Origin of the sequence: Halorussus ruber, assembly GCF_004765785.1 — an archaeon.
In the GTDB taxonomy this organism is placed as follows: Archaea; Halobacteriota; Halobacteria; order Halobacteriales; family Haladaptataceae; genus Halorussus; species Halorussus ruber.
In genome coordinates, this window is sequence record NZ_SBIT01000009.1 from 111,013 (window position 1) to 137,273 (window position 26,261).

General features: G+C 65.2%; 26 protein-coding genes. 14 read left to right on the forward strand and 12 right to left on the reverse strand.

Annotation, left to right across the window (positions count from 1 at the left end):
* Nucleotides 1-5 precede the first annotated feature (5 nt).
* A complete protein-coding gene (locus EPL01_RS15200) occupies nt 6-350 on the forward strand; it encodes a helix-turn-helix transcriptional regulator (RefSeq protein ID WP_135826134.1) in 345 nt (114 codons plus the stop codon).
* Between the two features lie 39 nt (nt 351-389).
* Here the strand turns inward: EPL01_RS15200 and EPL01_RS15205 are convergent, their stop codons facing one another.
* Both EPL01_RS15205 and EPL01_RS15210 read right to left on the reverse strand, forming a co-directional pair.
* Entirely contained in the window at nt 390-1,199 is an 810-nt protein-coding gene (locus tag EPL01_RS15205) for a universal stress protein (RefSeq protein WP_168215926.1), read from the reverse strand.
* Nucleotides 1,196-2,638 (reverse strand): APC family permease, encoded by a 1,443-nt coding sequence (locus EPL01_RS15210; RefSeq protein WP_135826136.1) that lies wholly within the window; start codon nt 2,636-2,638, stop codon nt 1,196-1,198. The genes EPL01_RS15205 and EPL01_RS15210 overlap by 4 nt, the downstream gene beginning before the upstream one ends.
* Before the next feature lie 176 nt (nt 2,639-2,814).
* On the opposite strand from EPL01_RS15210, the gene EPL01_RS15215 reads away from it, so the two are divergent.
* Entirely contained in the window at nt 2,815-3,168 is a 354-nt protein-coding gene (locus EPL01_RS15215) for a hypothetical protein (protein WP_135826137.1), read from the forward strand.
* Nucleotides 3,169-3,413: 245 nt separating this feature from the next.
* Here the strand turns inward: EPL01_RS15215 and EPL01_RS21760 are convergent, their stop codons facing one another.
* Nucleotides 3,414-3,560, reverse strand: a complete 147-nt coding sequence (locus EPL01_RS21760; protein WP_162224168.1) for a hypothetical protein — start codon at nt 3,558-3,560, stop codon at nt 3,414-3,416.
* A gap of 145 nt (nt 3,561-3,705) precedes the next feature.
* Between EPL01_RS21760 and EPL01_RS15220 the strand changes: the two genes are divergently transcribed.
* On the forward strand, nt 3,706-3,945 hold the full coding sequence (locus tag EPL01_RS15220) for an AbrB/MazE/SpoVT family DNA-binding domain-containing protein (protein WP_135826138.1): 240 nt from the start codon (nt 3,706-3,708) through the stop codon (nt 3,943-3,945).
* Between the two features lie 286 nt (nt 3,946-4,231).
* Here EPL01_RS15220 and gatA read toward each other — a convergent pair whose 3' ends face one another.
* Entirely contained in the window at nt 4,232-5,509 is a 1,278-nt protein-coding gene (gene gatA, locus EPL01_RS15225) for an Asp-tRNA(Asn)/Glu-tRNA(Gln) amidotransferase subunit GatA (RefSeq protein ID WP_135826139.1), read from the reverse strand.
* Nucleotides 5,510-5,511: 2 nt separating this feature from the next.
* On the reverse strand, nt 5,512-5,790 hold the full coding sequence (gene gatC / locus EPL01_RS15230; protein ID WP_135826140.1) for an Asp-tRNA(Asn)/Glu-tRNA(Gln) amidotransferase subunit GatC: 279 nt from the start codon (nt 5,788-5,790) through the stop codon (nt 5,512-5,514).
* Between the two features lie 289 nt (nt 5,791-6,079).
* Between gatC and EPL01_RS15235 the strand changes: the two genes are divergently transcribed.
* Nucleotides 6,080-7,045: a transcription initiation factor IIB gene (locus EPL01_RS15235; protein WP_135826141.1), complete on the forward strand. Its 966-nt coding sequence runs from the start codon at nt 6,080-6,082 to the stop codon at nt 7,043-7,045.
* A gap of 316 nt (nt 7,046-7,361) precedes the next feature.
* The gene (locus EPL01_RS15240; RefSeq protein WP_135826142.1) at nt 7,362-7,844 is read left to right on the forward strand and encodes an NUDIX hydrolase; all 483 of its coding nucleotides are present in this window, start codon (nt 7,362-7,364) and stop codon (nt 7,842-7,844) included.
* A 41-nt stretch (nt 7,845-7,885) separates the two neighbouring features.
* Here EPL01_RS15240 and EPL01_RS15245 read toward each other — a convergent pair whose 3' ends face one another.
* Nucleotides 7,886-8,524: a hypothetical protein gene (locus EPL01_RS15245; protein WP_135826143.1), complete on the reverse strand. Its 639-nt coding sequence runs from the start codon at nt 8,522-8,524 to the stop codon at nt 7,886-7,888.
* A gap of 242 nt (nt 8,525-8,766) precedes the next feature.
* Here EPL01_RS15245 and EPL01_RS15250 point away from each other — a divergent pair, with 242 nt between their 5' ends.
* From EPL01_RS15250 to EPL01_RS15265, 4 genes are all read left to right on the forward strand, one after another.
* Nucleotides 8,767-8,988, forward strand: coding sequence for a hypothetical protein (locus EPL01_RS15250; protein ID WP_135826144.1), 222 nt, complete (start codon nt 8,767-8,769; stop codon nt 8,986-8,988).
* The gene (locus tag EPL01_RS15255) at nt 8,979-10,457 is read left to right on the forward strand and encodes an oligosaccharide flippase family protein (RefSeq protein WP_246045713.1); all 1,479 of its coding nucleotides are present in this window, start codon (nt 8,979-8,981) and stop codon (nt 10,455-10,457) included. Before EPL01_RS15250 ends, EPL01_RS15255 begins: the two co-directional genes overlap by 10 nt.
* A gap of 131 nt (nt 10,458-10,588) precedes the next feature.
* Entirely contained in the window at nt 10,589-12,076 is a 1,488-nt protein-coding gene (locus tag EPL01_RS15260) for a FecR family protein (RefSeq protein WP_135826145.1), read from the forward strand.
* Nucleotides 12,077-12,406: 330 nt separating this feature from the next.
* The gene (locus EPL01_RS15265) at nt 12,407-14,212 is read left to right on the forward strand and encodes an asparagine synthase-related protein (RefSeq protein ID WP_135826146.1); all 1,806 of its coding nucleotides are present in this window, start codon (nt 12,407-12,409) and stop codon (nt 14,210-14,212) included.
* Between the two features lie 21 nt (nt 14,213-14,233).
* Here the strand turns inward: EPL01_RS15265 and EPL01_RS15270 are convergent, their stop codons facing one another.
* Nucleotides 14,234-14,479: a hypothetical protein gene (locus tag EPL01_RS15270; protein ID WP_135826147.1), complete on the reverse strand. Its 246-nt coding sequence runs from the start codon at nt 14,477-14,479 to the stop codon at nt 14,234-14,236.
* Nucleotides 14,480-14,761: 282 nt separating this feature from the next.
* Between EPL01_RS15270 and EPL01_RS15275 the strand changes: the two genes are divergently transcribed.
* The gene (locus tag EPL01_RS15275; protein WP_135826148.1) at nt 14,762-15,283 is read left to right on the forward strand and encodes a hypothetical protein; all 522 of its coding nucleotides are present in this window, start codon (nt 14,762-14,764) and stop codon (nt 15,281-15,283) included.
* A gap of 95 nt (nt 15,284-15,378) precedes the next feature.
* Here EPL01_RS15275 and EPL01_RS15280 read toward each other — a convergent pair whose 3' ends face one another.
* Nucleotides 15,379-16,569 (reverse strand): asparagine synthase C-terminal domain-containing protein, encoded by a 1,191-nt coding sequence (locus EPL01_RS15280; RefSeq protein WP_135826317.1) that lies wholly within the window; start codon nt 16,567-16,569, stop codon nt 15,379-15,381.
* Between the two features lie 80 nt (nt 16,570-16,649).
* Nucleotides 16,650-17,333, reverse strand: coding sequence for a PHP domain-containing protein (locus tag EPL01_RS15285; RefSeq protein ID WP_135826149.1), 684 nt, complete (start codon nt 17,331-17,333; stop codon nt 16,650-16,652).
* A gap of 432 nt (nt 17,334-17,765) precedes the next feature.
* Between EPL01_RS15285 and purL the strand changes: the two genes are divergently transcribed.
* Entirely contained in the window at nt 17,766-19,877 is a 2,112-nt protein-coding gene (gene purL, locus EPL01_RS15290) for a phosphoribosylformylglycinamidine synthase subunit PurL (protein WP_135826150.1), read from the forward strand.
* Between the two features lie 381 nt (nt 19,878-20,258).
* Complete coding sequence (locus EPL01_RS15295) at nt 20,259-20,585, forward strand: EthD family reductase (protein WP_210424163.1); 327 nt, start codon at nt 20,259-20,261, stop codon at nt 20,583-20,585.
* Nucleotides 20,586-20,947: 362 nt separating this feature from the next.
* On the opposite strand, the gene EPL01_RS15300 is transcribed toward EPL01_RS15295, so the two are convergent.
* On the reverse strand, nt 20,948-22,690 hold the full coding sequence (locus EPL01_RS15300; RefSeq protein WP_135826319.1) for a glycoside hydrolase family 13 protein: 1,743 nt from the start codon (nt 22,688-22,690) through the stop codon (nt 20,948-20,950).
* An 86-nt stretch (nt 22,691-22,776) separates the two neighbouring features.
* Between EPL01_RS15300 and EPL01_RS21765 the strand changes: the two genes are divergently transcribed.
* Nucleotides 22,777-22,941 carry a DUF7550 family protein gene (locus EPL01_RS21765; protein WP_168215927.1) on the forward strand — a complete coding sequence of 55 codons (165 nt, stop codon included), beginning with the start codon at nt 22,777-22,779 and terminating at the stop codon, nt 22,939-22,941.
* A 68-nt stretch (nt 22,942-23,009) separates the two neighbouring features.
* Here EPL01_RS21765 and EPL01_RS15305 read toward each other — a convergent pair whose 3' ends face one another.
* The gene (locus EPL01_RS15305) at nt 23,010-24,428 is read right to left on the reverse strand and encodes a hypothetical protein (protein WP_135826151.1); all 1,419 of its coding nucleotides are present in this window, start codon (nt 24,426-24,428) and stop codon (nt 23,010-23,012) included.
* 104 nt (nt 24,429-24,532) lie between these two features.
* Here EPL01_RS15305 and hisF point away from each other — a divergent pair, with 104 nt between their 5' ends.
* Nucleotides 24,533-25,348 carry an imidazole glycerol phosphate synthase subunit HisF gene (hisF, locus tag EPL01_RS15310; RefSeq protein WP_135826152.1) on the forward strand — a complete coding sequence of 272 codons (816 nt, stop codon included), beginning with the start codon at nt 24,533-24,535 and terminating at the stop codon, nt 25,346-25,348.
* Nucleotides 25,349-25,393: 45 nt separating this feature from the next.
* Here the strand turns inward: hisF and EPL01_RS15315 are convergent, their stop codons facing one another.
* Nucleotides 25,394-26,146: a hypothetical protein gene (locus tag EPL01_RS15315; RefSeq protein ID WP_135826153.1), complete on the reverse strand. Its 753-nt coding sequence runs from the start codon at nt 26,144-26,146 to the stop codon at nt 25,394-25,396.
* Between the last annotated feature and the right edge of the window lie 115 nt (nt 26,147-26,261).

Consider the following 26,261-nt stretch of genomic DNA (forward strand, 5'->3'; position numbering starts at 1 on the left):
CGGGTATGGCAGTATCCGAGGAGGACCTCACCGAGGCGGAGCGCGCGGGTCTCGAACTCGTCCGCGAGTCCGGCGGCATCCACCAGAGCGACTTCTGGAAGGAACTGGGCGTCGATTCCCGAAAGGGGAGTCGTATCGTGGAATCGCTGTACGAGAAGGGTCTCGTCCAGCGCGAGGAGACCGTCTACGAGGGACACAACACCTATCTCATCACCCCCGCGGCCCGCGATTTGGACTTCTCGCTGCTGATGGCCGGGGACATGCTCTCGCCGTTCATCGGCGAGGAAGAGGTCGACGCCGAGAGCGACGCCTTCTCGCAGTGGATCATGAACCTCGCGTACAGCGAGTGAATCGGTCGCTGGCGTACAGCGAATAAACCAGTCTCGCGGTCAGTCGGATTCTTCGGTCGCTTCTTCGTCGGCGGACTCGTCGTTTTCGGCGGCCGACTCGTCTTCTTCAGCGTCCGGTTTCTTCTCCACCGCGGGCAGTCGCCGGACCACCAGCGCGGGCGTCACCGACTGGGTCGAGACCTGCTCGGACACCTCGCCGAAGAACAGTTCACGGACCGAGGGCTTGCTCTCGCCCATCACGACGAGGTCGTACTCGCTCGCCGTCGCCACGAGCGTCTTGATGGGCGTCTCCGAGACCACGATTTCCTCGCGGACTCGGTCCTCGGCGATTCCACCCTCGACGAGCGCCTCTCTGGCCCGATTTACGAGGTCTCGCCCCGCCTCGCGCTCGTCCTCCGAGTCGGCGACGTGGTAGAGGGTCGCGTCGGCCTCGGTCGCTTCGAGGACGCTGGCGACCAGCGCAACCACGCGCTCGACGTTGACCTCACCCCGGAGCGGAACTAGCACGTCCGAAATCTCCGTGGCCGGGTTGTTCAGCAGGACGGCGTCGCAGGACGCCTCGACCGCGACGCGCTCGAAGGTCTGCTTGGGTTCGTGGGTGAACACCATCCGGGTCTCGACTCGACCGCCCGCCTCCTCGAACACCGTCACGAGGTCGGCCAGTTCGCCTTCCATGCGCTCCTCGAACTGCATCCGGGCCTGCCCCGGCGCGGTCTGCTCGGGTATCCGGTGATAGCCGACCAACTCGACCGGGACGCCCGAGAGCGCCTCGACTAACGGCGGCGCGAGGCTCTCGCCGTCGAGGACCGCCAGCGGGACCAGCACTCGGGGTTCGTCGGGGACGCTCATAGCGCACCCCGCAGTTCCACGTCGGAGGCGTACACGCGGTACCATACGCCCCCGCCTATCATGATACTGACGCCGACGACCTGCGAGAGCGGTTGCATGAACGCGAGCAACCCGAAACTGGCGATTGCGCCCAGAATCGGCACCACGGGATACCCCGGCACCGTGAACGAGGGGTCGTACCACTCGGGATTCGTGCGCCGGAGACGCACCAAAGCGACGCAGATGAGGCCGTACATCACCAGATGGAGGAACGAGGCCACCTCCGCGAGCACCTCGACTCGGCCAATCGCCACCAGCAGGAGGACCGGCCCGCCCGCCAGCAGGAGCGCGACGTGGGGCGTCCCCCACCGGAGGTTGACCTCGCTCGCGCGCCGGGGGACCAGCGCGTCCCGACTCAGGGCGTAGAGGGCGCGCGAAGAACTCAGAATCGAGGCGTTCGCGCTCGACACGGTCGCCAGCAGGCCAGCCAGCAGGATGGCGACCGCACCCACCGGCCCGAGCAAGTCCCGCGCCACCGCGACGATGGCGGTCTCGCCGAACTCGGCGAGTCGCTCGCTCCCGAACGCGCTGGTCGCCACGAAGATGGTCACGACGTAGAGTACCCCGACAGCCAGCACGGAGCCGACCATCGCCAAAGGCAGGTTTCGGGACGGGGACTTAATCTCGCCCGCGACGGTCGCCACCTGCGCGAAGCCCAGATACGAGGTGAACACCAGCGCGGCGGTCGTCACCACCGGAAACGCCCCGAAGGGCATGAACGTCTCGGGCGCAGTTTCGCGGCCGAATATCCCGAGCGCGTCGAACACGCCGTAGGTCAGAAAGCCCACGAGGACGACGAGGAGCAGGCCGACCACCGCGTTCTGAAACTTCGCGGCGTTCTCGGTTCCGGTGATGCTGACCGCGGTCAGGAGCGCGCCGAACGCCAGCGCCAGCGGCGTGACCGGTCCCACGCCCCCGAACGAGATTCCCACCTCGGCCAGCGTCGCCACCGCGTACTGGCCGAACCCCACGAGGTAGAACGCGGAGGCGAAGACGAGTCCGAGCCAGACGCTCAGGCCGACGACGGCCCCGGCCGCGGCCCCCATCGCGCGCGAGACGAAATAATATCCCCCGCCGCTCCGCGGCATCGCGGTCGCCAACTCCGCGGTCGGCAGGGCCACCAGCAGGGCGATGACCGCCCCGATGGCAAAGGAGAGCGCCGCCGCCGGACCGGCCTCCCCCGCGGCGAGACCCGGGAAGACGAAGATGCCCGCGCCTATCATCGTCCCGACGCCGATGGCGATGCCCCCGCCGAGGCCGATGGTGCGCTCCAGTTCGACGCCGCCCTCGTGGAGGGTGGCCTCGTCGGTGGTCTCGCCCTCCTCGGGGTGGACACCTTCTTTTACCGCTTCTTCCGGCGGAGGTGAAGGTTCAGGGGCGGATTCTGCGGGGTCGCTCATACAGGAGACATAAACGGGGAGCGACAAATGGTTGGGGTCGTTGTCCGTGGTCGGTGCGGTTAGAAACGACGTGTGCCGCACTTGCCAGTTTCAGTACGGCGAGACGACGGTTTGCGACTTGACCCTGCACCTCGATTCCGGAACATAATTAAATAGCTATTACATTTCTCCCGCGTATGGGGACGGTACAGGAAGCCGCGCGGGAACTCGTCGAATTAGAAGCGTTGAAACTGAGCCTGAAATCCCGGCGTAGCGAGTGCATCGGTAAAATCAAGCGTATCGGAAGTACGGACGGGACAGTCTACTTTCTGAACGCCGACCAGACGAAACATCTCCGTATCTTCGAGGCACAGTGGGAAGTCTACGCCTACGTCAACACGATACACGCTCTCTGGGAGTTCGCCAAGGCCTGCGAACCCTTTCTTCCGAAATCCGAGTTCGCTCCGGTCAACACAGTCCCTGAACTCCTCGCAGTCCGCAACTGCATGCAACACACCGGCCGATTGGTATCAACTACGAAAGAAATGTGAACGATCTCGTGATTCCCGTCCGACGACTCGAAGACAGAGGTGATTGGGGCCACCCACACGCTTCTTTTAGCGATTACTTTCCGGACTGGTCGGAAGGTGACTTAGTGTATCTTCGGAGTGCTATCAAGACAAGCAACACGGCTTACGAGTTGATAACCGGCGAAATCGAAAAAAGATATCAACAGCGATACTCAAAGAAACGGCTCAAGGAGATTGCAGACGGCCTATCGTTGTACGAGTAGCGACTACTCGTTTTCGTCCGGGTCCGGCATCGAGACGCCCTCAATACCTTCCATCGTTTCGTCATAAAACTCTAAATCGACCTCGATGTCGTCTTTTTCGGGGTTGCGGACGACTTTCTCCGAAGTAGCCTCGGAACTCGAAGTACCCATATCGTTCACTATTTCGGGATTTTGGGTTAAAAATCTGATGGAAGATATTGTTAGCTGATAGTCTGCTCTTTTAACTGAATCGTTCTTTCCCCAACGCCCGCCGCGCCGCCCGAAGTTTATCAGTCATAACGCACAACCGTCAGGTATGGCGACCGAACGAAGCGAGACGACCGTCGGTGATGAGTACTCGGTGACGCTCCCGCCGGACCTTCGGGACCGATTGGACATCCGGCCCGGCGACAAACTCCGGTGGGAGACGACCGAGGAGGACGACTTGCAGGTCGAGGTCGTGCGACAGCGATACGGCGCGTTCGACGACGCCGAGCCGGTGGATTTGGGCGTGGATTCGCTGGAGGCGCACGATTTGGCGGGTGGAGAGAAATAAGTCTGTACCTTTCAATTTCCACGCAATGCAAAGCAGAGGATAATTGGCAACACTAGAAAAATTACAGCAAGGCCAAGTAGAGTAACCTGTTTGGAAATCTCGATGACAAGTAATGTCATCGAAGAACAAGAACTTGTTGGTAGGCAAGTTAACCGAAGCGGTGCCCAAACAGATAGTCCAGTAACTCCCGCAGTGATTCCAAATCCAGAAGTCCAACTGACAGCTTTATCCACAATGCTTTTTTGTGATAGATATTAAATATATTGTGGTCGGATAAGGCTGTGATTCACTCCTCCACCGCACTCCCGACCCGGATAATCTCCTCTTCCCCGAACGCCGGGCCAATGAACTGAATCCCGACCGGGAGGCCGCCATCGACTTCGCCCGACGGAACCGAAATCGCGGGCAGGTCGGCCAGATTCACCGGGACGGTGTTGGCGTCGGCGAGGTACATCTGGAGGGGGTCGTCCAGACTCTCGCCCTGCTCGAAAGGCGGAACCGGCATGGTCGGACTCGCCAGCACGTCCACCGACTGGAAGGCCTCGTCGAAGTCCTGCTTGACCCACGCTCGGGCGTCTTGGGCCTGCTTGTAGTACTTGTCGTGGTAGCCAGCAGAGAGGGCGTAGGTGCCCAGCAGAATCCGACGCTTGACCTCCTCGCCGAAGGCCTCGCGGGACTCGCTGAAGGTCTCGTTCCAGTTGCCGTCGAACCCGCCGGACTTGCCGTAGCGCACGCCGTCGAAGCGCGCGAGGTTCGAGGAGGCCTCCGACATCGCAATCACGTAGTAGGCTTCGACTGCGTGTTCGACCGAGGGGAGCGAGACCTCCTCGACTGTCGCGCCTCGGTCGCGGAGGTCGTCCAGCGTCTCCTCGAAGCGCGCTTTGACGCCCTCGTCAGCGCCTTCCACGAGTTCCGTGGGGACGCCGATGGTGGTGCCTTCCACGTCGCCCGTGGCGGCGCTGGCGTAGTCGGAGTCTGCGCCCTCCTCGCGGGTCGTGGCGTCGTGTTCGTCCGGGCCGCTGATGACGTCGAGGAGCGCGGCGGCCTCCTCGACGGTGGGCGCGAGCGGGCCGATTTGTTCGAGGCTGTTGGCGTAGGCGACCAGTCCGTAGCGCGAGACCAGTCCGTAGGTGGGCTTGATGCCGACGACGCCGCAGAAGGCGGCCGGGTTGCGGATGGAGCCGCCGGTGTCGCTTCCGAGCGCGAGGTCGGCCTCGCCTGCGGCGACTGCGGCCGCGCTCCCGCCGGAGGAGCCGCCGGGGACGTGGCCCTCGGCGACCGGGTTCGGGGCCGGGCCGAACGCCGAGGTCTCGGTGGTCGAACCCATGCCGAACTCGTCCATGTTGGCCTTGCCGACGATGGTCGCGCCCGCCTCCTTGAGGGCCTCCACGACGGTGGCGTCGTAGGGCGGCACGTAGTCTTCGAGCATCTCGGAGGCGCAGGTCGTGGTGACCCCCTCGGTGCTGATGTTGTCCTTGACCGCGACGGTCTTGTCGGCGAGGAGGCCGTCCTCGTCGCCCTCGATGGTCTCCTCGGTGATGAAGATATTCGATTTCGAACTCATGGTTACGAGACGTTCGGTCCCTTGAAGTAGCCGTCCTCGGTCTCCGGTGCGTTCGAGAGCGCTTCCTCCTGCGAGAGGCACTCGCGGGCCTCGTCTTCGCGCATCACGTTCACGAGGTCGGACTCGCGCTCGACCTCGGGCACCTCTTCGAGCGTCTCGAAGTAGTCGAGGATGTCCGCGAACTGGTCGGTGAACCGCTCGACCTCGTCGTCGTCGAGTCCGACGCGCGCGAGGTCGGCGACGTGACGGACCTCCTCGGGACCGGGAGACGTGTCGCTCATACACGTAGAGACCCGCGGGCCAGCGGTAAGGGTTTCGATACCGACCCCTCGGAACTGGTATTAAAGGTTGCCGAATCCGGGGGTCGTCAGACTGCCCAGAAACGGCCGAATGAGCCGTCGAAGACGGTGACGACGGCCCGAACGTTGAAACCGGGTGAATCGGTCGTTGCCACAGTCTTTAAGTAGAGACGGCCGTTACTAGCGTACGTCTTCTGAACCCGGTTATCCACGGTCCCGTCCGCGGCGTACTGTCTCTCTCTACCGATGGCTGTCTCACTACACTTCCACCATGACTGAAACACGAACTCGAACTCACGACGAGCAAACGACCGACGAAACGGAGCGCGAACACGAGGAGAACCGCTGTCCTGAGTGCAGCGGGAACCTCGTCAGCGACGAGGAGCGCGGGGAGACTGTCTGTGCGGAGTGCGGGCTCGTCGTCGACGAAGACCAGATCGACCCCGGTCCGGAGTGGCGCGCGTTCGACGCCAAGGAGAAGGACCAGAAGAGCCGGGTCGGTGCCCCGACGACCAACACGATGCACGACAAGGGTCTCTCGACCAACATCGGCTGGCAGGACAAGGACGCCTACGGCAACTCGCTGGGGTCGCGCCAACGAGAGAAGATGCAACGCCTGCGCAAGTGGAACGAGCGGTTCCGCACGCGCGACTCCAAGGAGCGGAATCTCAAGCAGGCGCTCGGCGAAATCGACCGGATGGCCTCCGCGCTCGGCCTGCCTGACAACGTCCGGGAGACCGCGTCGGTCATCTACCGGCGCGCGCTGGACGAGGACCTCCTGCCCGGCCGGTCCATCGAGGGCGTCGCAACCTCGGCCCTCTACGCCGCGGCGCGGCAGGCGGGCACGCCCCGAAGCCTCGACGAAATCAGCGGCGTCTCTCGCGTGGACAAGGACGAGATCGCCCGGACGTACCGCTACGTGGTACGGGAGCTGAACCTCGAAATCCAGCCCGCCGACCCCAAGAGCTACGTCCCGCGGTTCGTCTCTGACCTCGGCGTCAGCGACGAGGTCGAGCGCCGCGCCCGCGACCTGCTCGACACCGCGACCGAGAAGGGCATCCACAGCGGCAAGTCCCCGGTCGGCCTCGCGGCCGCCGCGGTCTACGCCGCCGCCCTCCTCAGCAACGAGAAGGTGACCCAGAGCGAGGTCAGCGACGTCTCCGACATCAGCGAGGTCACGATTCGCAACCGCTACCACGAACTGCTGGAAGCGAAGGAAGATACCATCGCGCCCTAACTCTCTGTTTTTGTCGAGCGCGGAGCGCGAGGAGTTAGCGGTCCGAGTCGGGAGGTAGAGAAACAGAATTGTTGTTCTGAGAATTGTATTTGTTTCCTAGGATATTATATAGTTGTCTATCTGGTCGGGGAACGACTAGCGACCGGCGGTAGCCCCGAACGACGACGACCGACCATCGCGGTTGGCGACTCGCGTCCGCACCCGCGAGTCGCCGTCCGCTCGCTTCGGAGCAGAATTTTCCGTTCGCCCCGGAATCGCGTTTTCCGCCCGAATCCAGACCGTAACTCGCAAATCCCGACCCTCCCTCGCTCCCGACATGGAAACTACCCGCCACTTCACCGCGACGACCTACGTCGTCAACGACGGCGCGGTCGCCCTGCACTACCACGACCGACTCGAAATGTGGCTCTCGCCCGGCGGTCACGTGGACCGCGACGAACTCCCCCGCGAGGCCGCCCGCCGCGAGGTCCGCGAGGAGACCGGCCTCGACGTGGACCTCCTCGAACCCGAGACCGAGGTCTCGGTCGATGCGGGCCGGGAACTCCCGCCAGCGGAACACGTCATGCTGTTCGACATCGACGTGTACCCGGACGGCGGAGTCGGCCACCAGCACATCGACTTCGTCTACTTCGCCGAGGCCGAAAATCGGCACATCGACCCCGAGGGCGACGACGAGGCCGACGCCGACGAGTGGGTCTGGTTCGCACCCGAGGACCTGCGCACTCGGGACGATTTGGCGTCGGAAGTCGTCCAAATCGGTCGGGAAGCCATCGAGAAAGTCGAAAAGCAGTCCGAGTAGTCGAGGAGCGGTCCCGAGAAGCGGGGACGCGGTCAACGTGACTACGAGGAGCCGTCGATGTCGAGGGTCACCGTCAGCGGGCCGTCTGCGTCGTCGATGGCGATGGACCCCGAGTAGCGGTAGTCGTCGGCCGGGTCCTCGTTGCCCTCGATGGAGCCGCCGACCTTCCCCCGGACGACGTTGTCCTCGACGGTATCGACGCCGAGGGTCCCGGCCGTCGGTCCCTTCTCGACGCGCCCGGAGACCCGGAACTTGTAGGCGACGCGCTCGTCGGCCTCCAGCGTGATGGTGTTGGTCAGCTCGTCGGCCTCGGTGGTGTCCTCGACCACTTCGCCGTCTACCAGCACCATCCCCGGCCCTTCGAGTTCCAGCGACGTGATGTCGCCCGTGAAGAGCCAGTCGTCGTATCGGCCCTTGCTGGCCGCGCCCTCTGCGGTGTTCTCGTCTACGAGCGTGTCGTAGCCGTCGCGGTTCTCCTCGCGCTTGAGCTTTCCGCTGACGCTGACGCGGTACCGGAAGGTCTCCTCGCCCGCCGCCTTGAATCGCAGGTGTTTGTACTCCTCGGCGCTCGCGGTCCCGACTGCCCCCGCGCCAGCGATTCCGGCGGCCGTCGTCCTCTTCAGTACTGTTCTGCGGTCGATTCCCTCGGTCTCTTCGGCGTCTCGTGTTTCGTCAGCCATCCTCTGAACCCGACGTATCCAACTGCCCGGAGGCGTTTAATCGGAGGGGTCGCTCAGTCCAGATTAACCTGTTTTTACGCCCGATTAGGAGGGATTCGAGAGAGAAACGGGTCGTTTCCCGATAGTCCGTGAATTTCGGGACGGCGAGGTGGTCGCCACCGCCGGACGGGACAGTCCCGTCCAGTCGAGACCGAAGGTAAGCGCGGCCTACTACAGCAGTACAGGCCCCCTAAGCGCGGGACATGCCGGATAGAACAAAAGTCGTCTCGGACCACGATACCAACAACATGAGTTGGTCGGCCAAGCACCTCCGAGACGTATCTGGCCTCGACACGGGTCGAGAGCGCGACACGGGTCGAGAGCGCGACGGGGGTCGAGAGCGCGACGGGGGTCGAGAACGCGACGAGGGTCGAGAGCGCGACGTGAAGGGAGGCCACTCGACGGGAGGAGAAGCGTGGCCGTAAAAGACAGCCTCGCTCGCGGCCTGAAGATGACGTTTCTGGCGCGGGCGGTCCACGTCCTCTCGAACGCGGTCCTGATGGTCCTGCTGACTCGGTTCCTCCTCAGCCCCGACGAGTACGGCATCCTCTTTCTCGCGCTCTCCATCATCGGCGTCGCGCGCCTGTTCAGCGACCTCGGCCTCGCCAAGTCCGCGGCGCGCTACGTGACCGAGTTCAAGGAGTCGGACTCGTCGCAGGTCCCCTACGTCTTCGAGACGGCGCTCAAGTACCGACTGCTGTTCATCGGTATCGTCGGTTGCGCCCTCGCGCTCGGCCGGAACTACGTCGCCGGACTCATCGGCGAACCCGCGGTCGCACCGCTGTTGCTCGTCGGCGCGGCCTACCTCGGATTCCACTCGCTGAGCGTCTTCAACGCCCTCCTCTTTCAGGGGTTCAACTGCGTCTCGTGGAGCGCGCTCGTCCAAGTCGTGAACAACGTCAACCGAATCATCTTCGCGGTGCTGTTCGTCTTCGTCCTCGGGTTCGGCGCGCTCGGTGCCCTGCTGGGCTATCTCGTCGGTGCCGCGCTGGGGATGGCCGTCGGCTTCGTCGTCCTCTACAAGTACTTCTACAGCAACTACGAGAAGGCCGACGAGCCCGAGGAGGGCCTCTCGCGCCGGATTCTCGAATACAGCGCGCCCATGATGATAACCCGCGGGGCGGGCGTCCTCAACACCAAAATCGACACCATCCTCATCGGGGTTCTCCTCAACCCCGCCGCGGTCGGGTTCTACACCCTCGCCAAGCAGATTTCCTCGTCACTCACCGTCCTCGCGGGGTCGCTCGGATTCAGCATCTCGCCGACCTACGGCGAGCAGAAGGTCAACGAGCAACTCGACCGGGCCTCGCGGATGTACCGGAAGACGCTCGAATACACCCTGCTCCTCTATCTTCCCGGTGCGGTCGGGGTCATCATCGTGGCCGAACCGACGATTCGCATCGTCTTCGGCGAGGCGTATCTCGGTGCCGCGCCGGTCCTGCAAGTCCTCGGAATCTACGTGGTCCTGCGAGCCATCAACGAGACGACGACGAAGGCGCTGGACTTCCTCGGTCGAGCGCGGATGCGGGCCATCGCAAAAGGTTCGACGGCAGTCGCCAACTTCCTGTTGAATCTGGTCCTCATCCCGCGACTCGGCGTCGTCGGGGCCGCGGTCGCAACCGTGGTCACTTTTGGAATCTACACGTTCATCAACGTGGCCGTGATGTACTCGGAACTCCCGCTGGACTCGACGCGACTGCTCCGACCGGTCGCCCTCGTCGGCGTCATCACGGCCGGGATGGGAGTGCCCGTTCTGCTGGCCACCCGGTACGTCTCGGACGTGTTCTCGCTGGTCGGCGTCGTCCTGTTCGGGGTCGCCATCTGGTCGGTGCTGGCGATACGGACAGGTCTCTTAGATGTCGGTTCGACCAAATCGTTCCTGCTGAGCGAGTAGCGTCCCTCACCGCCCCTGTCGAATCGACCGGTCTCAGCCCCCACATCTCTGATTCGGACAAAAGTGCGATTCGACGCCACATTCATAAAATCGGAAAATACTTAAAAGATGGGTAAGGCATTGAAAGTGGCATGGCACGCGACGAAACGACACGCGAACCATCACGAGAGGCATCGAACGTCAGCAGACGGAACTATCTCCGGTTAACCGGAACGGCCGCCGCGTCACTCGCGGCGTTCGGCACGGGCGTCACCGCCGCCGAGGAGTTCCAGACGATTACGGTCCCCGCGGGCGAAGTCCGGAGCTTCAGCCTCGGAGACGGCGACACGCTCGAAAACACGCTCATCGACATCACCGCCGACGGCGCGGGCTACCGCATCTCGGCCAACGGCGACGGCTGGGCGATTCGCAACGTCGGCGTCCGGGGCTACTTCGACGCCAACGTGGACGACCCCATCGTGGCGCTCTGTCCGAACGGCGGCACCGGCACCATCGAGAACGTCTATCTCGGCGACGGCGGGTACGACGCTCCCGCCGGGAAGACGACCGGCATCTTCGTCCACGCCTATCACACCGGCCACATCGACATCGACCGCGTGAACGTTCAGGGCTGGGCGGGCAACGGCGTCTACGCCAGCGGCCCCGGTAACCACGACGACCACCCCAACCCCGGCGGCGGCGGGACGATTCACGTCACGAACTCGTTCGCGGCCGACAACCCGACCGGCGACTTCCGCCTCGGGACCGACGGGTCGTACTGCAAGAACTGCGTGAGCAAGGGCGCTGGCCGAGGCTACTGGGGATTCTACAACACCACGAAGCTCGTCGACTGCGACATCCACAACGGCATCTACGCCAGCGACGGCGCGTGGGAGTCGCCCGCCGTGGTCGAAGTCGAGAACACGCGGTACTCCGACACCCACACCTACGTCAGTAGCGCCGAAATCTCCGGCAGTTCCGCGGGCGCTCCCCGCGACCGAATGCCGAGCGGCGTTCCCACGACCGCCAAAGAGGCCGCGAGTGCCACGAGTAGCACCGACGACGGCTCCGACTCGACCACGAGCGAACCCGACGACTCGACCCCGGCCGGAACGGTCCTCGAACTCGTCGCCGGGCCGAACACCTCGAACGCGACCTACGAGTTCACGGTCGAGGGGAGCGTCCAGAAGCGCACCTCCTCGGGCGACGTGGCCGCCGAGGAGAACGACAGCGTGACCGACAACGGCGACGGCACGGTGACGGTCTCGGGCCTCTCGGGCAACGGCTACGGCGACGCCTTCTTCGTGGACGGCGACATCGTCTCGATGACTCTGGACGAGAGCAAGTGGACGCTCAGATACGGCGGCGAGTCGGTCAGCGTGGACGACCTCGTCCTGCCGAACAAGCTGGTCATCGACGGGAGCAACGCGCCCCGGCGGTCCAGCGAGTACGTCGTGGAGTTCAGCGGGACCGCCCGCAAGAGCGCCGCGCTCGGTTCTATCAACCCCCACGACGCGATTTCCGAAGGCAAAATCTCCGGGCGGGTCATCGGCGGCAAGGACGGCTACCGGTACTCGGGCGAAATCACCGGCTTCCGCCTCGACGGCCCCGCGGGGGTCCGCGTCGAGGAGGATTCCTAACGCCGAACGCTCTTCGCGCACAGTCGACCTCCAATTGTCGCATTCTTCCGGCGTTCAGGCAGGGCCTGAAGACGTTTCGCGCGAAAAGTGGCGGCCTCGGGACCGGCGGAACCGTCGGACGGGAAGCGTCCGGAAACGGCGAACAGCGAACGCGAGTCCGACCATCTGGTTGACGCTACTTCCCTACCCTCCGAATAACTCACTGATAACCCCGGCGTAATTATAACATCCCTGTCGGGTTTCAGCGCCTACTTGTCGCTCCCGCCGACCGCGAAATTCAGTCACAATCACAATATAACAATACCCGCACGGGTGCTGGAGTAAGTTACAATGCCCGGAGTTTCATTCGTTCAGGGCCAGACGACCGCGAAAGGGGCCGAAGAGGCCTCGCTCCGCACCGTCTGCTTTCGTGAGGACTACGAGCGAACAGTCCACGCGGCAGACGAGACCTCGTTTCTCGGGTCGTCGGGCTACGCCGAGTACCCCGTGACGACGGTCGAGACCGCTGACGCGATTTTCCTCCTCGAAGGGCACCTCTACGACGTGGACGACCGAGAGCGCCACCTCCGGTCGGTCGGCGCGAATCTCCTCGGCGAGCGCCTCGAAGCGGTCCAGTCGTGGGTCGCCGACCGGGACGGGGACTTTCTCCTGCTGGCCTACGAGAGAGACACCGGGGCGCTCTCGGTCGTGAACGACGCCTTCGCTCGACTGCCGGTCTACTACGCGACTGTCGGGGGCAACGTCGTCTTCTCCCGCGAGCTGAAGTTCGTCCGGAGTCTGGCCCGCCACTTCGGCGAGTCGCTCGACCCCGACACGATGGCGTTCGCTCAGACGCTGCTGTTCGGCTACCAACTCGGGAACCGGACGCTGTTCGACTCGGTCGAGCGCGTCCCGCCGGGGTCCTACGTTCGCATCGACGGCGACGTTCGCGTCGAGAGCCTGCACGAACACGACTTCGAGCGAACCCCCCGCGCCGACCGGAGCGTCCGGGAGAACGCCCGCGAGTTGGCGTCCCGGTTCGAGGAGGCCTGCGCGAACCGCGACTTGGACGGCCTTCCGAACGTCGTCTCGCTGAGCGGCGGCCTCGATTCGCGGGCCGTCGCTGGCGGATACGAGGCCGCCGGGGCCGACTACATCACGGCAACCTTCGAGAAGCCGAACGACGCGAACACCGACGACGTGCGACTCGCCGAGCGCATCGCCGACGCGCTCGACGCCGAGTGGGAACGCTACGCGGTCGAGCGCACCGAGAGCCACCGGACCGACCTGCTGGAGATGAAGCAGGGGCTGAACTTCCTCGCTATGTCCTTTCTGCTGGACTTCCTCGAACAGATGGAGGCCCGCCACGGCAAGTTCACCTACGTCACGGGCGACGGCGGCGACAAGGCGCTCCCGGACTTGACCCCGCCGCGGGAGTTCGACTCGCGGCGCGACCTCGCCGAGTACGTCGTGAACGCCCACAGCATCTTCGACCCCGAGGAGATTGCGAAGCTGACGGGCGTCTCGCGCGAGCGACTCGTCCGGTCGGTCGAGTCCCGGTTGGAGTCGTACCCGGAATCAGATTTCGACGCCGAGTACGTCCACTTCCTCGTCCGCGAGCGGGGCATCAACTGGCTCAACCACGGCGAGGACCGAAATCGCTACTACTGCTGGAGCGTCTCGCCGTTCTACGCGCTCCCGTTCTTCGACTACGCGATGGACGTGCCCGCCGACCAGAAGCGCCGCAGCGAGTTGCAGGCGGCCTTCCTCGAGGAGTTGGACCCAGCGCTGTGCGACATCGAGGACGCCAACTACGACGCGCCGGTCAGTTCCCTCACGCACAAGGCGAAGATGGTCGGTCTCAACCTCCTCAGTCGGTACCCGAGCCTTCGGGACGCCGTGGCTTCCGTCCTGAAGAGCGGCGCGAGCGACGGACTCGCCGACGCGCTGGCGACCGAGGTCCGGCGGGCGGACGAGACGCCCTTCGACGACGCCGCGCTCGGCACCGTCGTTCGGAACGGCGAGGAGTACAGCGGTCACGGACTCTACAACCTGCTGACGCTCGTGGCGACAGCCGACTACGAACCCGCCCGGCCGCTTCGGACCGACCCGACGGCGGTCATCGCCGACGGGTCGGGGTACGGCGACGACGAGTGAGTACTCGGTCGTGACCGCTCGTCAGCCAGAAATCGGGGCGTGGGGCGACAGTTCTCCGAGAGTGTCCTCCGAGAGCAGGTCCGGAGCGAGGAGTGCGAGCGCGAACAGTACCACGGCGACGACCGGCAGCGCGAGTCTGTCTCGCCACCCCATCTCCGTGACGTTTCGAGAGAAGTACCGCGCCGAGGACAGACCCGCGACGCACGCCAGACTCGTCCGGCGTCGGATTTCCGCGAGGACTCCTCGTTCTCGGTCGGCGTTCTGCATGTCGAGACCCACGACTTTCCGCCGAATCAATATACGGAGGTTAGGGCGGGCTAAGTCGGTGCTACGTTTGGTTAAGGCGCGTGAGACGACGGATTCGCTGTCGGACGGCTGCTGCGGCCACGGAACAGCCACCTTCGGTCCTCGGAACCGTACCCGTGGTCGCTGACAGCAGTACTCCGGCCCGGAACAGTTAGCTGTCTCATACTATTCCCGTTTCAAATAGGCTCGTCATTTTATTATTTGAGAAAGTTAATTAACCCCGGTTTTGAACACCTTGTTTACATGAGTACCGGTCGGGTCGGGGTCGAGGAGACCCCGGACGAGCGCGACGCGCCGTTTCGGGACCGACTGGAGTCCTCCGAGGAGATTCGTCGCTCGTGGACCGGCTCCGACGTTCACTGGGCGAACCAGTGGCAACCGACCCCCGACTCGCCGACGGCCTTCGCCGCGACCGACCGGCGGGTCCTCTTCGAGACGAGCGACGGCGTGACCTCCATCGGCTACAACCACGTCCGCGCCGTCAGGACCGACCCGGCGGGCGAGGCCCTCGACCTCTCTGTGGCCTTCCTCGCCTGCGGCGGCCTCTGTCTGCTCGTGGGACTGGTCGTCGCCGCCAACGACTTCGCCAACGGCGTCGGACTGATTCTCCTCTCGGTGATGTTGCTGGTGGCGGGGAGCGCGTTCGGCGGCACCCCCGAGCAGGCGACGATTACCCTCGTCATCGACAACGAGCGCCAGCGCCTCTCGTTCGCGGCCGACGAGGAGGTGGGCGCGGAACTCGCCGAGTTGGTCAAGCAGTACTGAATCGCTAGTTGGCCGTCGTTGGCACCAGAGCAATTTTTTCATTTTCTAAATAATGGAAAAACTATCTCAGATACCACTATACATTTCCGAGGCACTCAGTCCGAGAGCCGCGACTCGACGTACTTCGAGACGTGGTCGTCCATCCGGCGCTTGAACCCGGCCTGTCTGGCGAGGCGGTCGAGTTCGCGGGCGACCAGACTCCCGTACTGGACCGCCTTCTTCTCGCGGAAGGCCACCGGGTCGGGGACGAACTCGCGGGCGGCGAGTCGGAGCGCCTTCTTGCGCTCGCCGCGCGAGTCCACCAGCAGGTGGCCCGGCAGTCGCAGGGCCGAGCGGACCACCCGGTCGTCCAGCAGGGGCGCGACCGGTTCGACGCCCGCTCCTCGGAGCGCCAGCACGTCCCGCTCCAGTTGGTCGGGCAGGGTCCCCATCACTTCGCGGACCGCGCCGCGGACCGTCTCGGCCTCGACGCGGGGGTCCTCCGGCGCGCGAGCCACCTTGGCGTACCCGCCGAACAGTTCGTCCGCGCCCTGTCCGACCGCGAGTCGGTCGTAGCCGTCCGACGCCGCGCGCTCCGCCGCCAGAAAGAGCGGAAGCGCGATTTGCACGTCCATCGCGTTCGTCCGACCGGTCGCTTCGGCGACTTTCGGCACGGCGCGCTCGACGTCCTCGGGCGAGAGTTCCACGACCCGCAAATCTCCTTCGCGGCCCATCAACCGGGCCGCCCGCCGGGCCGCGGACACGTCGTGGCTCCCCGGAAAACCGACGACGTACAGCGGCGCGTCGAACGCGCTGGCGACCACCGCCGAATCGACGCCGCCCGAGAACGCGACCGCCAAGTCGCCCGAGGCGCTCGATTCGACCGAATCGAGCGCCTCGGGCGCCTCGACCGATTCCAGCGCCTCGTCCGTCTCGACCGATTCCAGCGCCTCGCCGATGGCGTCCCGAACCCCGACGACTGCTTCGCGGTCGTCGGCGGCGGTCGGCGGTTCGGGGAGCGAGAGGAGGCGCTCGGGGGACTCGCCGGGCGCGAGAACGTGCCCCGCCGGAATCGACTCGGGATTTTCGAGGTCTGTCGGGGAGAACGACCACTGCTGGCGCTCGTCAGCGTCCGATTCCGCGGAATCGGACGCCGCGACGTTCGATTCCACGAAAATCGGCTGGCGGCCGAGCGCGTCCCTCACGAGGAGACCGTCGGGCAGTCGCCCGGCGAACCCCGCCGTTCCGGAGAGCGCGTCGCCGTCGGCAATCGCCCGAGCGACCGCCTCGGCCGAGGCTCCTCGCATCGCGCCCGGCGATTCCGAGTCCGCGGATTCGGAATCGCCCGCAAAAGGAAGTTCAGAATCGGGCGAGGACTCCGAGGTCATCAGAGGAACTCGCCGAGTCGGTTCTTCACCCGGCGCTTGGCACCGCCCGCCGCCTGCCGAAAGCTGATGTGCCACGGGGTGCGCTTGCCCTCGACCGTGGTTCGACCGTCGAGGATGGCGTCCAGAATCGACTCACAACTCCGGTCGTCGGCGTCGATTCGCGTGACCGCCTGCCCGACCATCTCGCTGATGTGGGCGTCGCTTCCCGCGGTCTGGGGCAGGCCGCGGCGCTCGGCGAATCGCTTGGCCTTGCGGTTCCCGCGCCCGGTCAGCAGTCGGGAGTTGTACACCTCGATGGCGTCGGCCTCGGCGAGTTCCGACTGGGTGATGTTCGCCATCACGCCGCTTCGGGACTTCTGGAAGGGATGGGGGACGACCGCGACCCCGCCCTGTTGTCGGATTCGGTCGAGCGTCTCGCCGAACGACAGGCCCGCCGGGACTCGCTCGCGGATGCCCAACCCGAGGACGTGGCCCGCCGCGGAGCTGACCTCCATGCCCGGAATCCCGACCAGCCCGTACTCCTCGGCCTGTTCGGCGGCCGCGAGACTGGCCTCGATTTCGTCGTGGTCGGTGACCGCCAGCGCGTCGAGACCGACCGCGGCGGCCTGCTCCAGCATGAGTTCGACCGGGTCGCGGCCGTCGTAGGACAGCGACGAGTGGGCGTGAAGCTCGACCGATAGCACAGATGAGTCTTTGCAGGCAGGGAAAAAAAGCGACTCGGTACGCGGTCGTTCGCGCTCGCCGATGTTTTTCGCGGGGTTGCACACCCGTTCCGTCGCTCCGAAGCTTCTCTCGACTGGTCTCGGCAGGACCGGGGACGACCGGAAAGTCAAGGATTTCGTATACCGGTATTTAGTTTACGGGTCTGCGACCAGACGAGAAAATGAAGTTTCTTTGATGTTTCTGAAGAGCGTGCAGACCAAAAATCGGGGAAATCAGGGGGAAAATCGAGGAGAATCGGTGGGGCGGTACCTCGGTCGCGCTATGTTCACCCGTTCGAACACCGGCCGGGCCGCACTCGAACGATTTCGAGATTAAGGAAGACGACTGGACGAGGTATGCACGCACCTGCACATAGAAAGGCATTAATTCGGCGTGTCTGTACAGACAGGTGAATGAGTCTCTCCGAGCCAGACCGCGAACTGGTCGTCGCCGAACTCGACCGCGAACCGACCGCGGCGGAGGCGGCGCTGTTCGAGAACCTCTGGAGCGAACACTGCGCGTATCGGTCCTCACGTCCCCTGCTGTCGGCCTTCGAGAGCGAGGGCGAGCAGGTCGTCGTCGGGCCGGGCGACGACGCCGCAGTCGTGGAAGTCGCAGACGGGACGTACATCACGATGGGTATCGAGAGCCACAACCACCCCTCGTTCGTGGACCCCTACGACGGCGCGGCCACCGGGGTCGGCGGCATCGTCCGCGACACCCTCTCGATGGGTGCCTACCCCATCGCGCTGGCCGATTCGCTGTACTTCGGGGATTTCGACCGCGAACACTCCCGTTACCTGCTAGAGGGCGTCGTGGAAGGCATCTCGGACTACGGCAACTCCATCGGCGTGCCGACCGTCGCCGGAAGCACGGCCTTCCATCCCGACTACGAGGGCAACCCGCTGGTCAACGTGAGTTGCGTGGGCCTGTTGGACGAGGAGCGACTGGTCACGGCCGACGCGACCGAACCCGGCAACAAGCTGGTGCTGGTCGGCAACGCGACCGGCCGGGACGGCCTCGGCGGCGCGAGTTTCGCCAGCGAGGACCTCTCGGAGGACGCCGAGACCGAGGACCGACCCGCGGTACAGGTCGGCGACCCCTACACCGAGAAGCTCCTCATCGAGGCCAACGAGGCGCTCGTCGAGCGCGATTTGGTCGAGGCCGCACGGGACCTCGGCGCGGCCGGACTCGGCGGCGCGTCCAGCGAGATGATAGCCAAGGGCGGCCTCGGAGCCGAAATCGAACTGGAGCGAGTTCACCAGCGCGAACCCAACATGAACGCGCTGGAGATTCTGCTGGCCGAATCTCAGGAGCGGATGTGCTACGAGGTCCGCCCCGAGAACGTCGACGCGGTCGAGCAGGTCGCCGAGAAGTACGATTTGGGATGCTCGGTCATCGGCGAAGTGACCGAGGGCAACTACGTCTGCACCTTCGAGGGCGAGACGGTGGTAGACGTCGAGGCCGAGTTCCTCGGCGACGGCGCGCCGATGAACGACCTCGACGCCGAGGAGCAACCCCAACCCGACCGCGACCTGCCCGAGACCGACCTCCGCGAGGCCTTCGAGGCGGTCGTCGGCAATCCCAACACCGCGAGCAAGCGGTGGGTCTACCGCCAGTACGACCACGAGGTGCAGGTCCGGACCGCGACCGGGCCGGGCGACGATTCGGCGGTGCTGGCGCTCCGCGACGCGGAGAAGGGCCTCGCCATCTCGGCTGGCGCGGACCCGCGCTGGACCGACGCCGCGCCCTACGACGGAGCGCGGGCAGTCGCGCTGGAGAACGCCACGAACCTCGCGGTCAAGGGCGCGACGCCGCTGGCCGCGGTGGACTGCCTCAACGGCGGGAACCCCGAGAAGCCCGACGTCTACGGCGGCTTCAAGGCCGTGGTGGACGGACTGGCCGACATGTGCGCCGAGCTGGACGCGCCGGTCGTCGGTGGCAACGTCTCGCTGTACAACGACTCGCCCTCCGGCCCGATTCCGCCGACACCGACGCTGGCGATGACCGGGACGAAGGACGGCTACGACGCGACTCCCGCCGCGCTTTCGGGCGGCGGCACGCTCCTCGTCGTCGGCGACTCGGGCGGCGACCGACTCGGCGGCTCAGAGTACCTCGCCCAGATGGGCGGGAGCGACCGCTTCCCCGCGCTTCCGGAGAACCCCCGCGAAGTCGTGGAGGCGCTCGCCGAGGTGGCGGATTTCGACTCGACCACGGCGACCCACGACGTGAGCCACGGCGGGCTGGCGGTCGCGCTCGCCGAGATGGTCACCGAGGAGGCGGGCGCGTCGGTCGAACTCGACTCGCTCGAACTCCTCTTCGCCGAGACGCCGGGCCGCGCGGTCGTGGAGACCGACGACCCCGAGGCCGTCCGCGAGGCGTTCGACGGCGTTGCTCCGGTCGCGGAGATTGGCGCGTCGGACGACTCGGGCGCGCTGGACCTCGATGTCGGCGAGGACTCGCTGGCCTACGACGCCGACGAGGTTGCGGCGCTTCGGGACGTGCTTGCTCGGGAACTCGACTAACAGAAGTTGTCTTTTAGCCTTTTTTTGTTTGTTTAGAACATGCATTTCTTTGCTAGCTGACACCGGCGCGTGCGGGCGCGGCGCGACAGCGCCGCGCCTCGCGCGAGGTCTTCGGCGAAGCCGAAGGCTCGGCGGACGCGGTTTGTCCGCCGGTGGACGAGTGAGCGAAGCGAACGAGGAGGTCGGGGAGGACGAGGTGTTGTCGCGGTGCAGGGCGGGAGGCGGCTATGCTCAAGCCTGAAGCTAGCTTTTCTGCGCTCTCGTCGGCAGTAGCTAAATTCTCAACCACATATCGCTATATCACTCGACGTACCGAACCCCCGTAGCCCGAGAGTCCAATCCCAACTTTCACGACTACACCCACCGAATCCACACCCACTCATGACCTGCAAGATGGTTATCCTCGCGGTCCGCGACGACGAGACGACCCACGACGAGTGCGTCGAGTACATGTACGACGAGCACGCCCCGCTCGTGAACGAACTGCCGGGCCTGCAGAAGTACACCTCCTCGGTCCCGATGGACCCCGAGAAGGCGGGCTACGACTACGTGGCCCAGCTCTGGTTCGACGGCCCCGGCGCGATGAACGAGGCCTTCGAGTCCGAGGCCGGACAGGAGGTCCAGCAGGACGCGACGACGTTCCTCGACATGGAGGCGACGAAGATGATTCCGGCCGTGGACGAGCAGACGCACTTCGAGGCGGAGTAACTTCGAGACGGAATTAGAGAGAAGCTCCTCTGTCTTTGACTTTGTGCTACTTGACTCTGAGTTGTAGGAACCAGCGTAACCGGAATCGTGGCCGTGTTGTCCTCTCGAAGCTCCCTTCATCCACCCCTGTCGGTTTCTCAGTTGAGCGTTTGTCCCGGTGGAAAGCGCCCCCGAGCGCGTGCCTCACACCTCCCCAGCCTCCTCACTCCTGCGCTTCGCGCAGTCGTTCGTCCACCGGCGGACAAACCACGTCCGCCGAGCCTGCGGTCGCTTCGCTCCCGCAGACCTCGCACGCCGATGGCGGACCTCGGGGGTCCGCCAGCGCGCGCCGAAACCCCAGTTTACGAGTCCGAACCCCGCCCTCACTCCAGTTCGTACACTCGCGCCTCGTAGGGGCGCATCTCGAACGACCGAGGTCCTCCCCCGTCCACCGCGTAGTTGTGCAGGACGCACTCCGCATCGTCGTAGCTCACGCTCTGGGGGAGCGAGAACGTCGGCGTCCCGTCCTCGAAGTTCAGGACCGCGAGGAGGCGCTCGTCGCCGAGCGTCCGGAGGTAGGCGTAGATGTCCGGGTCGTCGGGCAGGAGGAGTTCGTAGTCGCCGTAGATGGCGACCTCGCTGTCGTGTCGGTAGTCGATGAGTCGCCGGTAGTAGTGCCAGATGGAATCCTCGCGGGACCGCGCGTCCTCGACGTTGACCGCCTCGTGGTTCGGATTCACCGGAATCCACGGCTCGCCCTCGGTGAAGCCCGCGTTCGGGGCGTCGGACCACTGCATCGGCGTCCGGGCGTTGTCCCGGCTCCGGTAGCTCACGATTTCGAGGATTTCGTCCATCGGGCGACCCTTCTCGCGTTCGCGCGTCACGAAGTTCCGGGCACCCACGTCTTGGACCTGCGACTCGCGCTCGAAGGGGAAGTTGGTCATCCCGATTTCGTCGCCCTGATAGACGTAGGGCGTCCCGCGGAGGGTGAACAGCATCGTCGCCAGCATCTTGGCCGACTCGATGCGGTAGAGGTCGTCGTCGCCGAAGCGCGAGAGCATCCGGGGCCAGTCGTGGTTCCCGAGGTAGATGCTGTTCCAGCCTTCGCCCTGCAGCCCGTTCTGCCACTTCGTCAGCACCTGCTTGAACGTCGGGAGCGAGAACTCGCCGATGGTCCAGCGGTCGCCGCTCTCGCCGTAGTCGAGCGTGACGTGGTCGAAGTGAAACACCATGTTCAGGCCGTCGCCGTCCGGGCCGAGGTACTGCTGGGCCTGCTCGATGCTCGCGCCGGGCATCTCGCCGACCGTCATCACGTCCCGGCCCGCCAGCACCTCGTCGTACATCTCGCTGATGAACTCGTGGGCTCTCGGCCCGGTCATGAAGTGTTCCGCGCCGGTCCACCCCACGTCGGGGTCGCCGTCGGGCAGACCGTCTTCCTTCGAGATGAGGTCGATGACATCCATCCGGAAGCCGTCGATGCCCTTGTCGAGCCACCAGCGCATCATCTCGTAGATGCGCTCGCGGACCTCGGGGTTCTCCCAGTTCAGGTCGGGTTGCTTCTCGTCGAACAGGTGGAGGTAGTACTGTTCGGTCTGCTCGTCGTAGGTCCACGCCGACCCGCCGAAGGCCGACTCCCAGTTGTTCGGCGGCGCGCCCTTGCCGCCCGGCCCGTCGCCTCGGCCGTCGCGCCAGATGTAGAAGTCCCGAAAGTCGCTGTCTTGGGACTCGCGGGACTGGCGGAACCACTCGTGTTCGTCGGAGGTGTGGTTGACCACGAGGTCCATGATGAGCCGAATATCGCGCTCGTGGAGTCCGTCGAGCAGGCGGTCGAAGTCGTCCATCGTCCCGAACTCCGACATGATGGCCCGGTAGTCGCGGATGTCGTAGCCGTTGTCGGCGTTCGGCGAGTCGTAGACCGGGTTCAGCCACACCACGTCCACGCCGAGGGCGTCGAGGTAGTCCAACTTCTCCTCGACGCCCCGGAGGTCGCCGACGCCATCGCCGTCCGAGTCGAAGAAGCTCCGCGGATAAATCTGGTAGACGACGGCCTCCTTCCACCACTCGCGGTTCACGCCGAACTCGGTCGGCGGCTCTGAGTCTCCTCCGTGAGTCGAATCTTCGTCCATCGAATCCCCATCCATCGACTCTACTATCGAGTCCCCGCAGTTTATCTTTGGTTGCGCTTAAGTAGGAGGACCCGGAAAATCCGCGTATGGACGACCACGACGACCACACGGACCACGGGCACGACGTAGAGGGACTGGCGCGCGTCACGTCGCCGATGCAGGACTTCTCGATGTCGCAGGTCGGCATCGGCTTCGCCGTCCTCGCGGTCGGCCTCGTCGTCGCGTTCGCGCTCCCGCTGCTGGCGGCCTGAGTGAGCAATCAAAACGTTTCTTTAGTACTATCGTACCACGGATAGCACTGCTCTTCTTTGCTACGCCGCTATCGTCGGTCGTCGCCCGCGACGACCGACACGCTCGCGTTCGTCCCAGATACGCTCGCCGCGCCGACGAACGACTCGTCTCCCGCGAGGAGAACCACCGTCTCCTCGCTCGTCCGGACCGTCCGGAAAGTTAGCTCCTCGTCGGACCCGCGGTCCGACGAGTCGCGCCAGGTGCCGTCCTCCGCTGACTGGTTCGCCCGCGAGGACAGATAGTCGGCCATCGCGGCCCCGAACTCGTCGGCCTCGGCGGGGGAGTCCCACCGGGTCGCCCAGACGTAGTTGTGCGTCCCGTCCGGGCCGACCACGGGCACGAGGCGGTCCGCGCCCCATCCCGCCGCGGCGTCGGCGGCCCGCGACTCGGTCAGTTCGGTTCCGAGCGCGATGCGGGCGAACAGTTCGCCGTAGGTGTCGGTCTGGCCGCGCATCCGGTTCGCGCCGGGGTCCACCGAGAGGTCCAGCGCCTTGGGCTTCTCGGAGGCGTCGGTGTCGTTGTGAAGCAGTTGCTCGGTGGTCTGTGGCGGGTCGTCGTACACCGCCGAGACGTTCGCGGGCGAGGAGAACCGATGGCGGAGGTAGCGCTCGCCGAAGTAGTAGCGCGCGATTTTATATTTGACTCGCGCGGGCGAGGACCGATACCGCTCGCGCTCGGTGATGGTCGCCCAGTCGCCCGCCAGATACCGGCGGTCGTAGGCCTCGCCGACGAACGCCGCCGCGCCCTCGACCACGCTGACGTAGGTGAGGTAGGTATCTCGCGTGACCGACCCGTCCACGCCGAGGGCGCGCCGAGTCCGGTCGAACGCCTGCTGGCGGTACTGGACCGTGTGGACGAACTCGTGTGCCATCGTCCGTTCGAGCGAGGACTCCCGTCCCGAGGCCGTCATGCGCTCGTTGACGATAACCGAGTGCGCCGAGGGGGCGTATGCCGCGACTGCGACGCCGCTTTGGTCCTCGTCGCTCTCGTCGCCTTCCTCGCCGTTTCCGCCGTCGTTCTCTCCATCCTCGCTCCTGCCGTCGTCGTAGATTCCCATGACGCCCGCGAAACTCCGCGAGGACGGCTCCTCGTCGTCAGACTCGCTCTCGCCGGTCCCTCCTCGGATTTCCGCCGCGGGCTTGACGACGACGACGGTCGGCGGCGAGACGTTGACACCGAGCAGGCCGGTCGTCCGGGCGAAGACGCGCTCGTGTTCGACCGAGAGCGATCCGCCGCTGACCGGGATATCTTCGAGGGCGGCGCGAGTAGTGGCTGATTCGTTCCGCGATTCGCTGCCCGGGTCGGTGGCCGACTCGTCGGGCGAGTCGGCCACCGAATCGGGCGTCGTCGGGGACGACGCCTGAGTTTGCGTCTGAGAGGGCGCGGTCGGGGCGGTACACCCCGCGAGCAGGAGACAGCAGGCGAGCGCGATGGCGATCCGTGACACGTTTCACCACGGTCGCGCTCGAATCAAAGGCTTTGCGGTGGGATTCGAGTACCTGCCGCAGTCGAAACCGTGAAACCGCGTTCGCGCCAATCTCCGGCCAAGAGATGACCCTCACCAAGCGCATCATCCCGTGCATCGACGTGGACGTGGACGAGGACGGGAACCCGGCAGTCTACACGGGCGTCAACTTCGAGGACCTCGAATACACCGGGGACCCCGTCGAGATGGCCCGCGAGTACAACGAGGCCGGGGCCGACGAGTTCGTCTTCCTCGACATCACCGCGAGCGCGGAGGGCCGCGAGACCATGCTCGGGGTCGTCGAGGAGATCGCCGACGAAGTCTTCATCCCGCTGACGGTCGGCGGCGGGATTCGCACGAAAGACGACATCAAAGAGACCCTGCGCGCCGGGGCCGACAAGGTGTCCATCAACTCCGGGGCCATCGCCAACCCCGACCTCATCGAGGAGGGCGCGGCGGCCTTCGGAAGCCAGTGCATCGTCATCTCGGTGGACGCCAAGCGGCGCTACGACGAGCAGGGCGAACACTACGTCGAGGTCGACGGCGAGTCCTGCTGGTTCGAGTGTACCGTCAAGGGCGGGCGAGAGGGCACCGACCTCGACGTGGTCGAGTGGGCCAGAGAGGCCGAGGAGCGCGGCGCTGGCGAGTTGTTCGTCAACTCCATCGACGCCGACGGCACCAAGGAGGGCTACGACATCCCCCTGACGAAGGCCGTCTGCGACAACGTCTCGACCCCGGTCATCGCCTCCTCGGGATGCGGCGGCCCGGAGGACATGTACGAGGTCTTCACCGAGGCGGGCGCTGACGCCGGGCTCGCGGCCTCCATCTTCCACTTCGGCGAGTACTCGATTCGGGAGGTCAAGGAGTATCTGGACGAGCGCGACGTGCCGGTTCGGCTCTGAGAAAAAACGGGACTGCGGGTCGGTCTTCTGCTTCTAATTCTACTTTTACCGGTCAGGCGCTCGGAGCGCGCTAGTCTCGTTGCCGGTGGTTTCGTTGCCTATCGTGGTGGTCTCGTCGCCGCCGAGTCCGCCGCCCAGCACGCCGAGACCGATGGAGGCGTTCTCGACGCTGACGCTTCCGGCCTCGATGCTATCGAAGGAGGCGTTTCCGACGCTCAGGTTCCCGACCGCGATGGTCGGCTGCCCCTCGATTTGGGAGGCGTTGCCGGTCGCGCCGCCGGGGGAGATGGACGCCTGCACGTCGTTGACCTCGACGTCGCCGAGGACGCTCGAATTGACGCGGAGCGACTCGACGCCGATTTCCGAAAGCGTGGCGTTCTCGACGGTCGCGTTGTCGCCCTCGGGCGGCGTCTCGTTGCCGAACAACTGCTGGGCGACCGTCTCGTTGCGAACCGTCACGTCTTCGAGAGTGACGTTCTGGAGCGTGGCGTTGACCACGGTGAGGTTCGTCGCCGTGGCCGTGCCCAGCGAGTTCGTCTCGTTCGTGCCGTTCTGGGCCAGTCCGGTCTCGTTCAGCACGGCCTGCCGGACCGAGACGTTCGTCATCTGGAGGCGCTCGATGGTGACGTTCTCGTACTCGTAGGTCTGGTTCTCGGCGTCGTCCTGCGCCGCGACGGCGGACCCGACCGCGTTCGGTTGCGCGGTCCGGTCGGCGTGTGCGTTCGGTGAGGCCGCCAGCGCCGAGGAGGCCCCGGCGAGCAGGACGAGGGTTGCTACGACGATTGCGCGTGTTCTCATACGCAGGGGAGTTTCCCGAGTGCGCCAATAAACGGGAGCGACCGTTCGGGAGTTCCGTGCCCGATTACGCCGGTTACGCACCGCTTACTCGTCGGACGGAGGCGAGGGCGGTCTG

What these genes read in the sequence shown, in the direction of transcription:
- EPL01_RS15200 (WP_135826134.1), top strand. Translation starts at nt 6, where the DNA reads ATGGCAGTATCCGAGGAGGACCTCACCGAGGCGGAGCGCGCGGGTCTC.
- EPL01_RS15205 (WP_168215926.1), bottom strand. Translation starts at nt 1,199, where the DNA reads ATGAGCGTCCCCGACGAACCCCGAGTGCTGGTCCCGCTGGCGGTCCTC.
- EPL01_RS15210 (WP_135826136.1), bottom strand. Translation starts at nt 2,638, where the DNA reads ATGAGCGACCCCGCAGAATCCGCCCCTGAACCTTCACCTCCGCCGGAA.
- EPL01_RS15215 (WP_135826137.1), top strand. Translation starts at nt 2,815, where the DNA reads ATGGGGACGGTACAGGAAGCCGCGCGGGAACTCGTCGAATTAGAAGCG.
- EPL01_RS21760 (WP_162224168.1), bottom strand. Translation starts at nt 3,560, where the DNA reads ATGGGTACTTCGAGTTCCGAGGCTACTTCGGAGAAAGTCGTCCGCAAC.
- EPL01_RS15220 (WP_135826138.1), top strand. Translation starts at nt 3,706, where the DNA reads ATGGCGACCGAACGAAGCGAGACGACCGTCGGTGATGAGTACTCGGTG.
- gatA (WP_135826139.1), bottom strand. Translation starts at nt 5,509, where the DNA reads ATGAGTTCGAAATCGAATATCTTCATCACCGAGGAGACCATCGAGGGC.
- gatC (WP_135826140.1), bottom strand. Translation starts at nt 5,790, where the DNA reads ATGAGCGACACGTCTCCCGGTCCCGAGGAGGTCCGTCACGTCGCCGAC.
- EPL01_RS15235 (WP_135826141.1), top strand. Translation starts at nt 6,080, where the DNA reads ATGACTGAAACACGAACTCGAACTCACGACGAGCAAACGACCGACGAA.
- EPL01_RS15240 (WP_135826142.1), top strand. Translation starts at nt 7,362, where the DNA reads ATGGAAACTACCCGCCACTTCACCGCGACGACCTACGTCGTCAACGAC.
- EPL01_RS15245 (WP_135826143.1), bottom strand. Translation starts at nt 8,524, where the DNA reads ATGGCTGACGAAACACGAGACGCCGAAGAGACCGAGGGAATCGACCGC.
- EPL01_RS15250 (WP_135826144.1), top strand. Translation starts at nt 8,767, where the DNA reads ATGCCGGATAGAACAAAAGTCGTCTCGGACCACGATACCAACAACATG.
- EPL01_RS15260 (WP_135826145.1), top strand. Translation starts at nt 10,589, where the DNA reads ATGGCACGCGACGAAACGACACGCGAACCATCACGAGAGGCATCGAAC.
- EPL01_RS15265 (WP_135826146.1), top strand. Translation starts at nt 12,407, where the DNA reads ATGCCCGGAGTTTCATTCGTTCAGGGCCAGACGACCGCGAAAGGGGCC.
- EPL01_RS15270 (WP_135826147.1), bottom strand. Translation starts at nt 14,479, where the DNA reads ATGCAGAACGCCGACCGAGAACGAGGAGTCCTCGCGGAAATCCGACGC.
- EPL01_RS15275 (WP_135826148.1), top strand. Translation starts at nt 14,762, where the DNA reads ATGAGTACCGGTCGGGTCGGGGTCGAGGAGACCCCGGACGAGCGCGAC.
- EPL01_RS15280 (WP_135826317.1), bottom strand. Translation starts at nt 16,569, where the DNA reads ATGCGAGGAGCCTCGGCCGAGGCGGTCGCTCGGGCGATTGCCGACGGC.
- purL (WP_135826150.1), top strand. Translation starts at nt 17,766, where the DNA reads ATGAGTCTCTCCGAGCCAGACCGCGAACTGGTCGTCGCCGAACTCGAC.
- EPL01_RS15295 (WP_210424163.1), top strand. Translation starts at nt 20,259, where the DNA reads ATGACCTGCAAGATGGTTATCCTCGCGGTCCGCGACGACGAGACGACC.
- EPL01_RS15300 (WP_135826319.1), bottom strand. Translation starts at nt 22,690, where the DNA reads ATGGACGAAGATTCGACTCACGGAGGAGACTCAGAGCCGCCGACCGAG.
- EPL01_RS21765 (WP_168215927.1), top strand. Translation starts at nt 22,777, where the DNA reads ATGGACGACCACGACGACCACACGGACCACGGGCACGACGTAGAGGGA.
- hisF (WP_135826152.1), top strand. Translation starts at nt 24,533, where the DNA reads ATGACCCTCACCAAGCGCATCATCCCGTGCATCGACGTGGACGTGGAC.
- EPL01_RS15315 (WP_135826153.1), bottom strand. Translation starts at nt 26,146, where the DNA reads ATGAGAACACGCGCAATCGTCGTAGCAACCCTCGTCCTGCTCGCCGGG.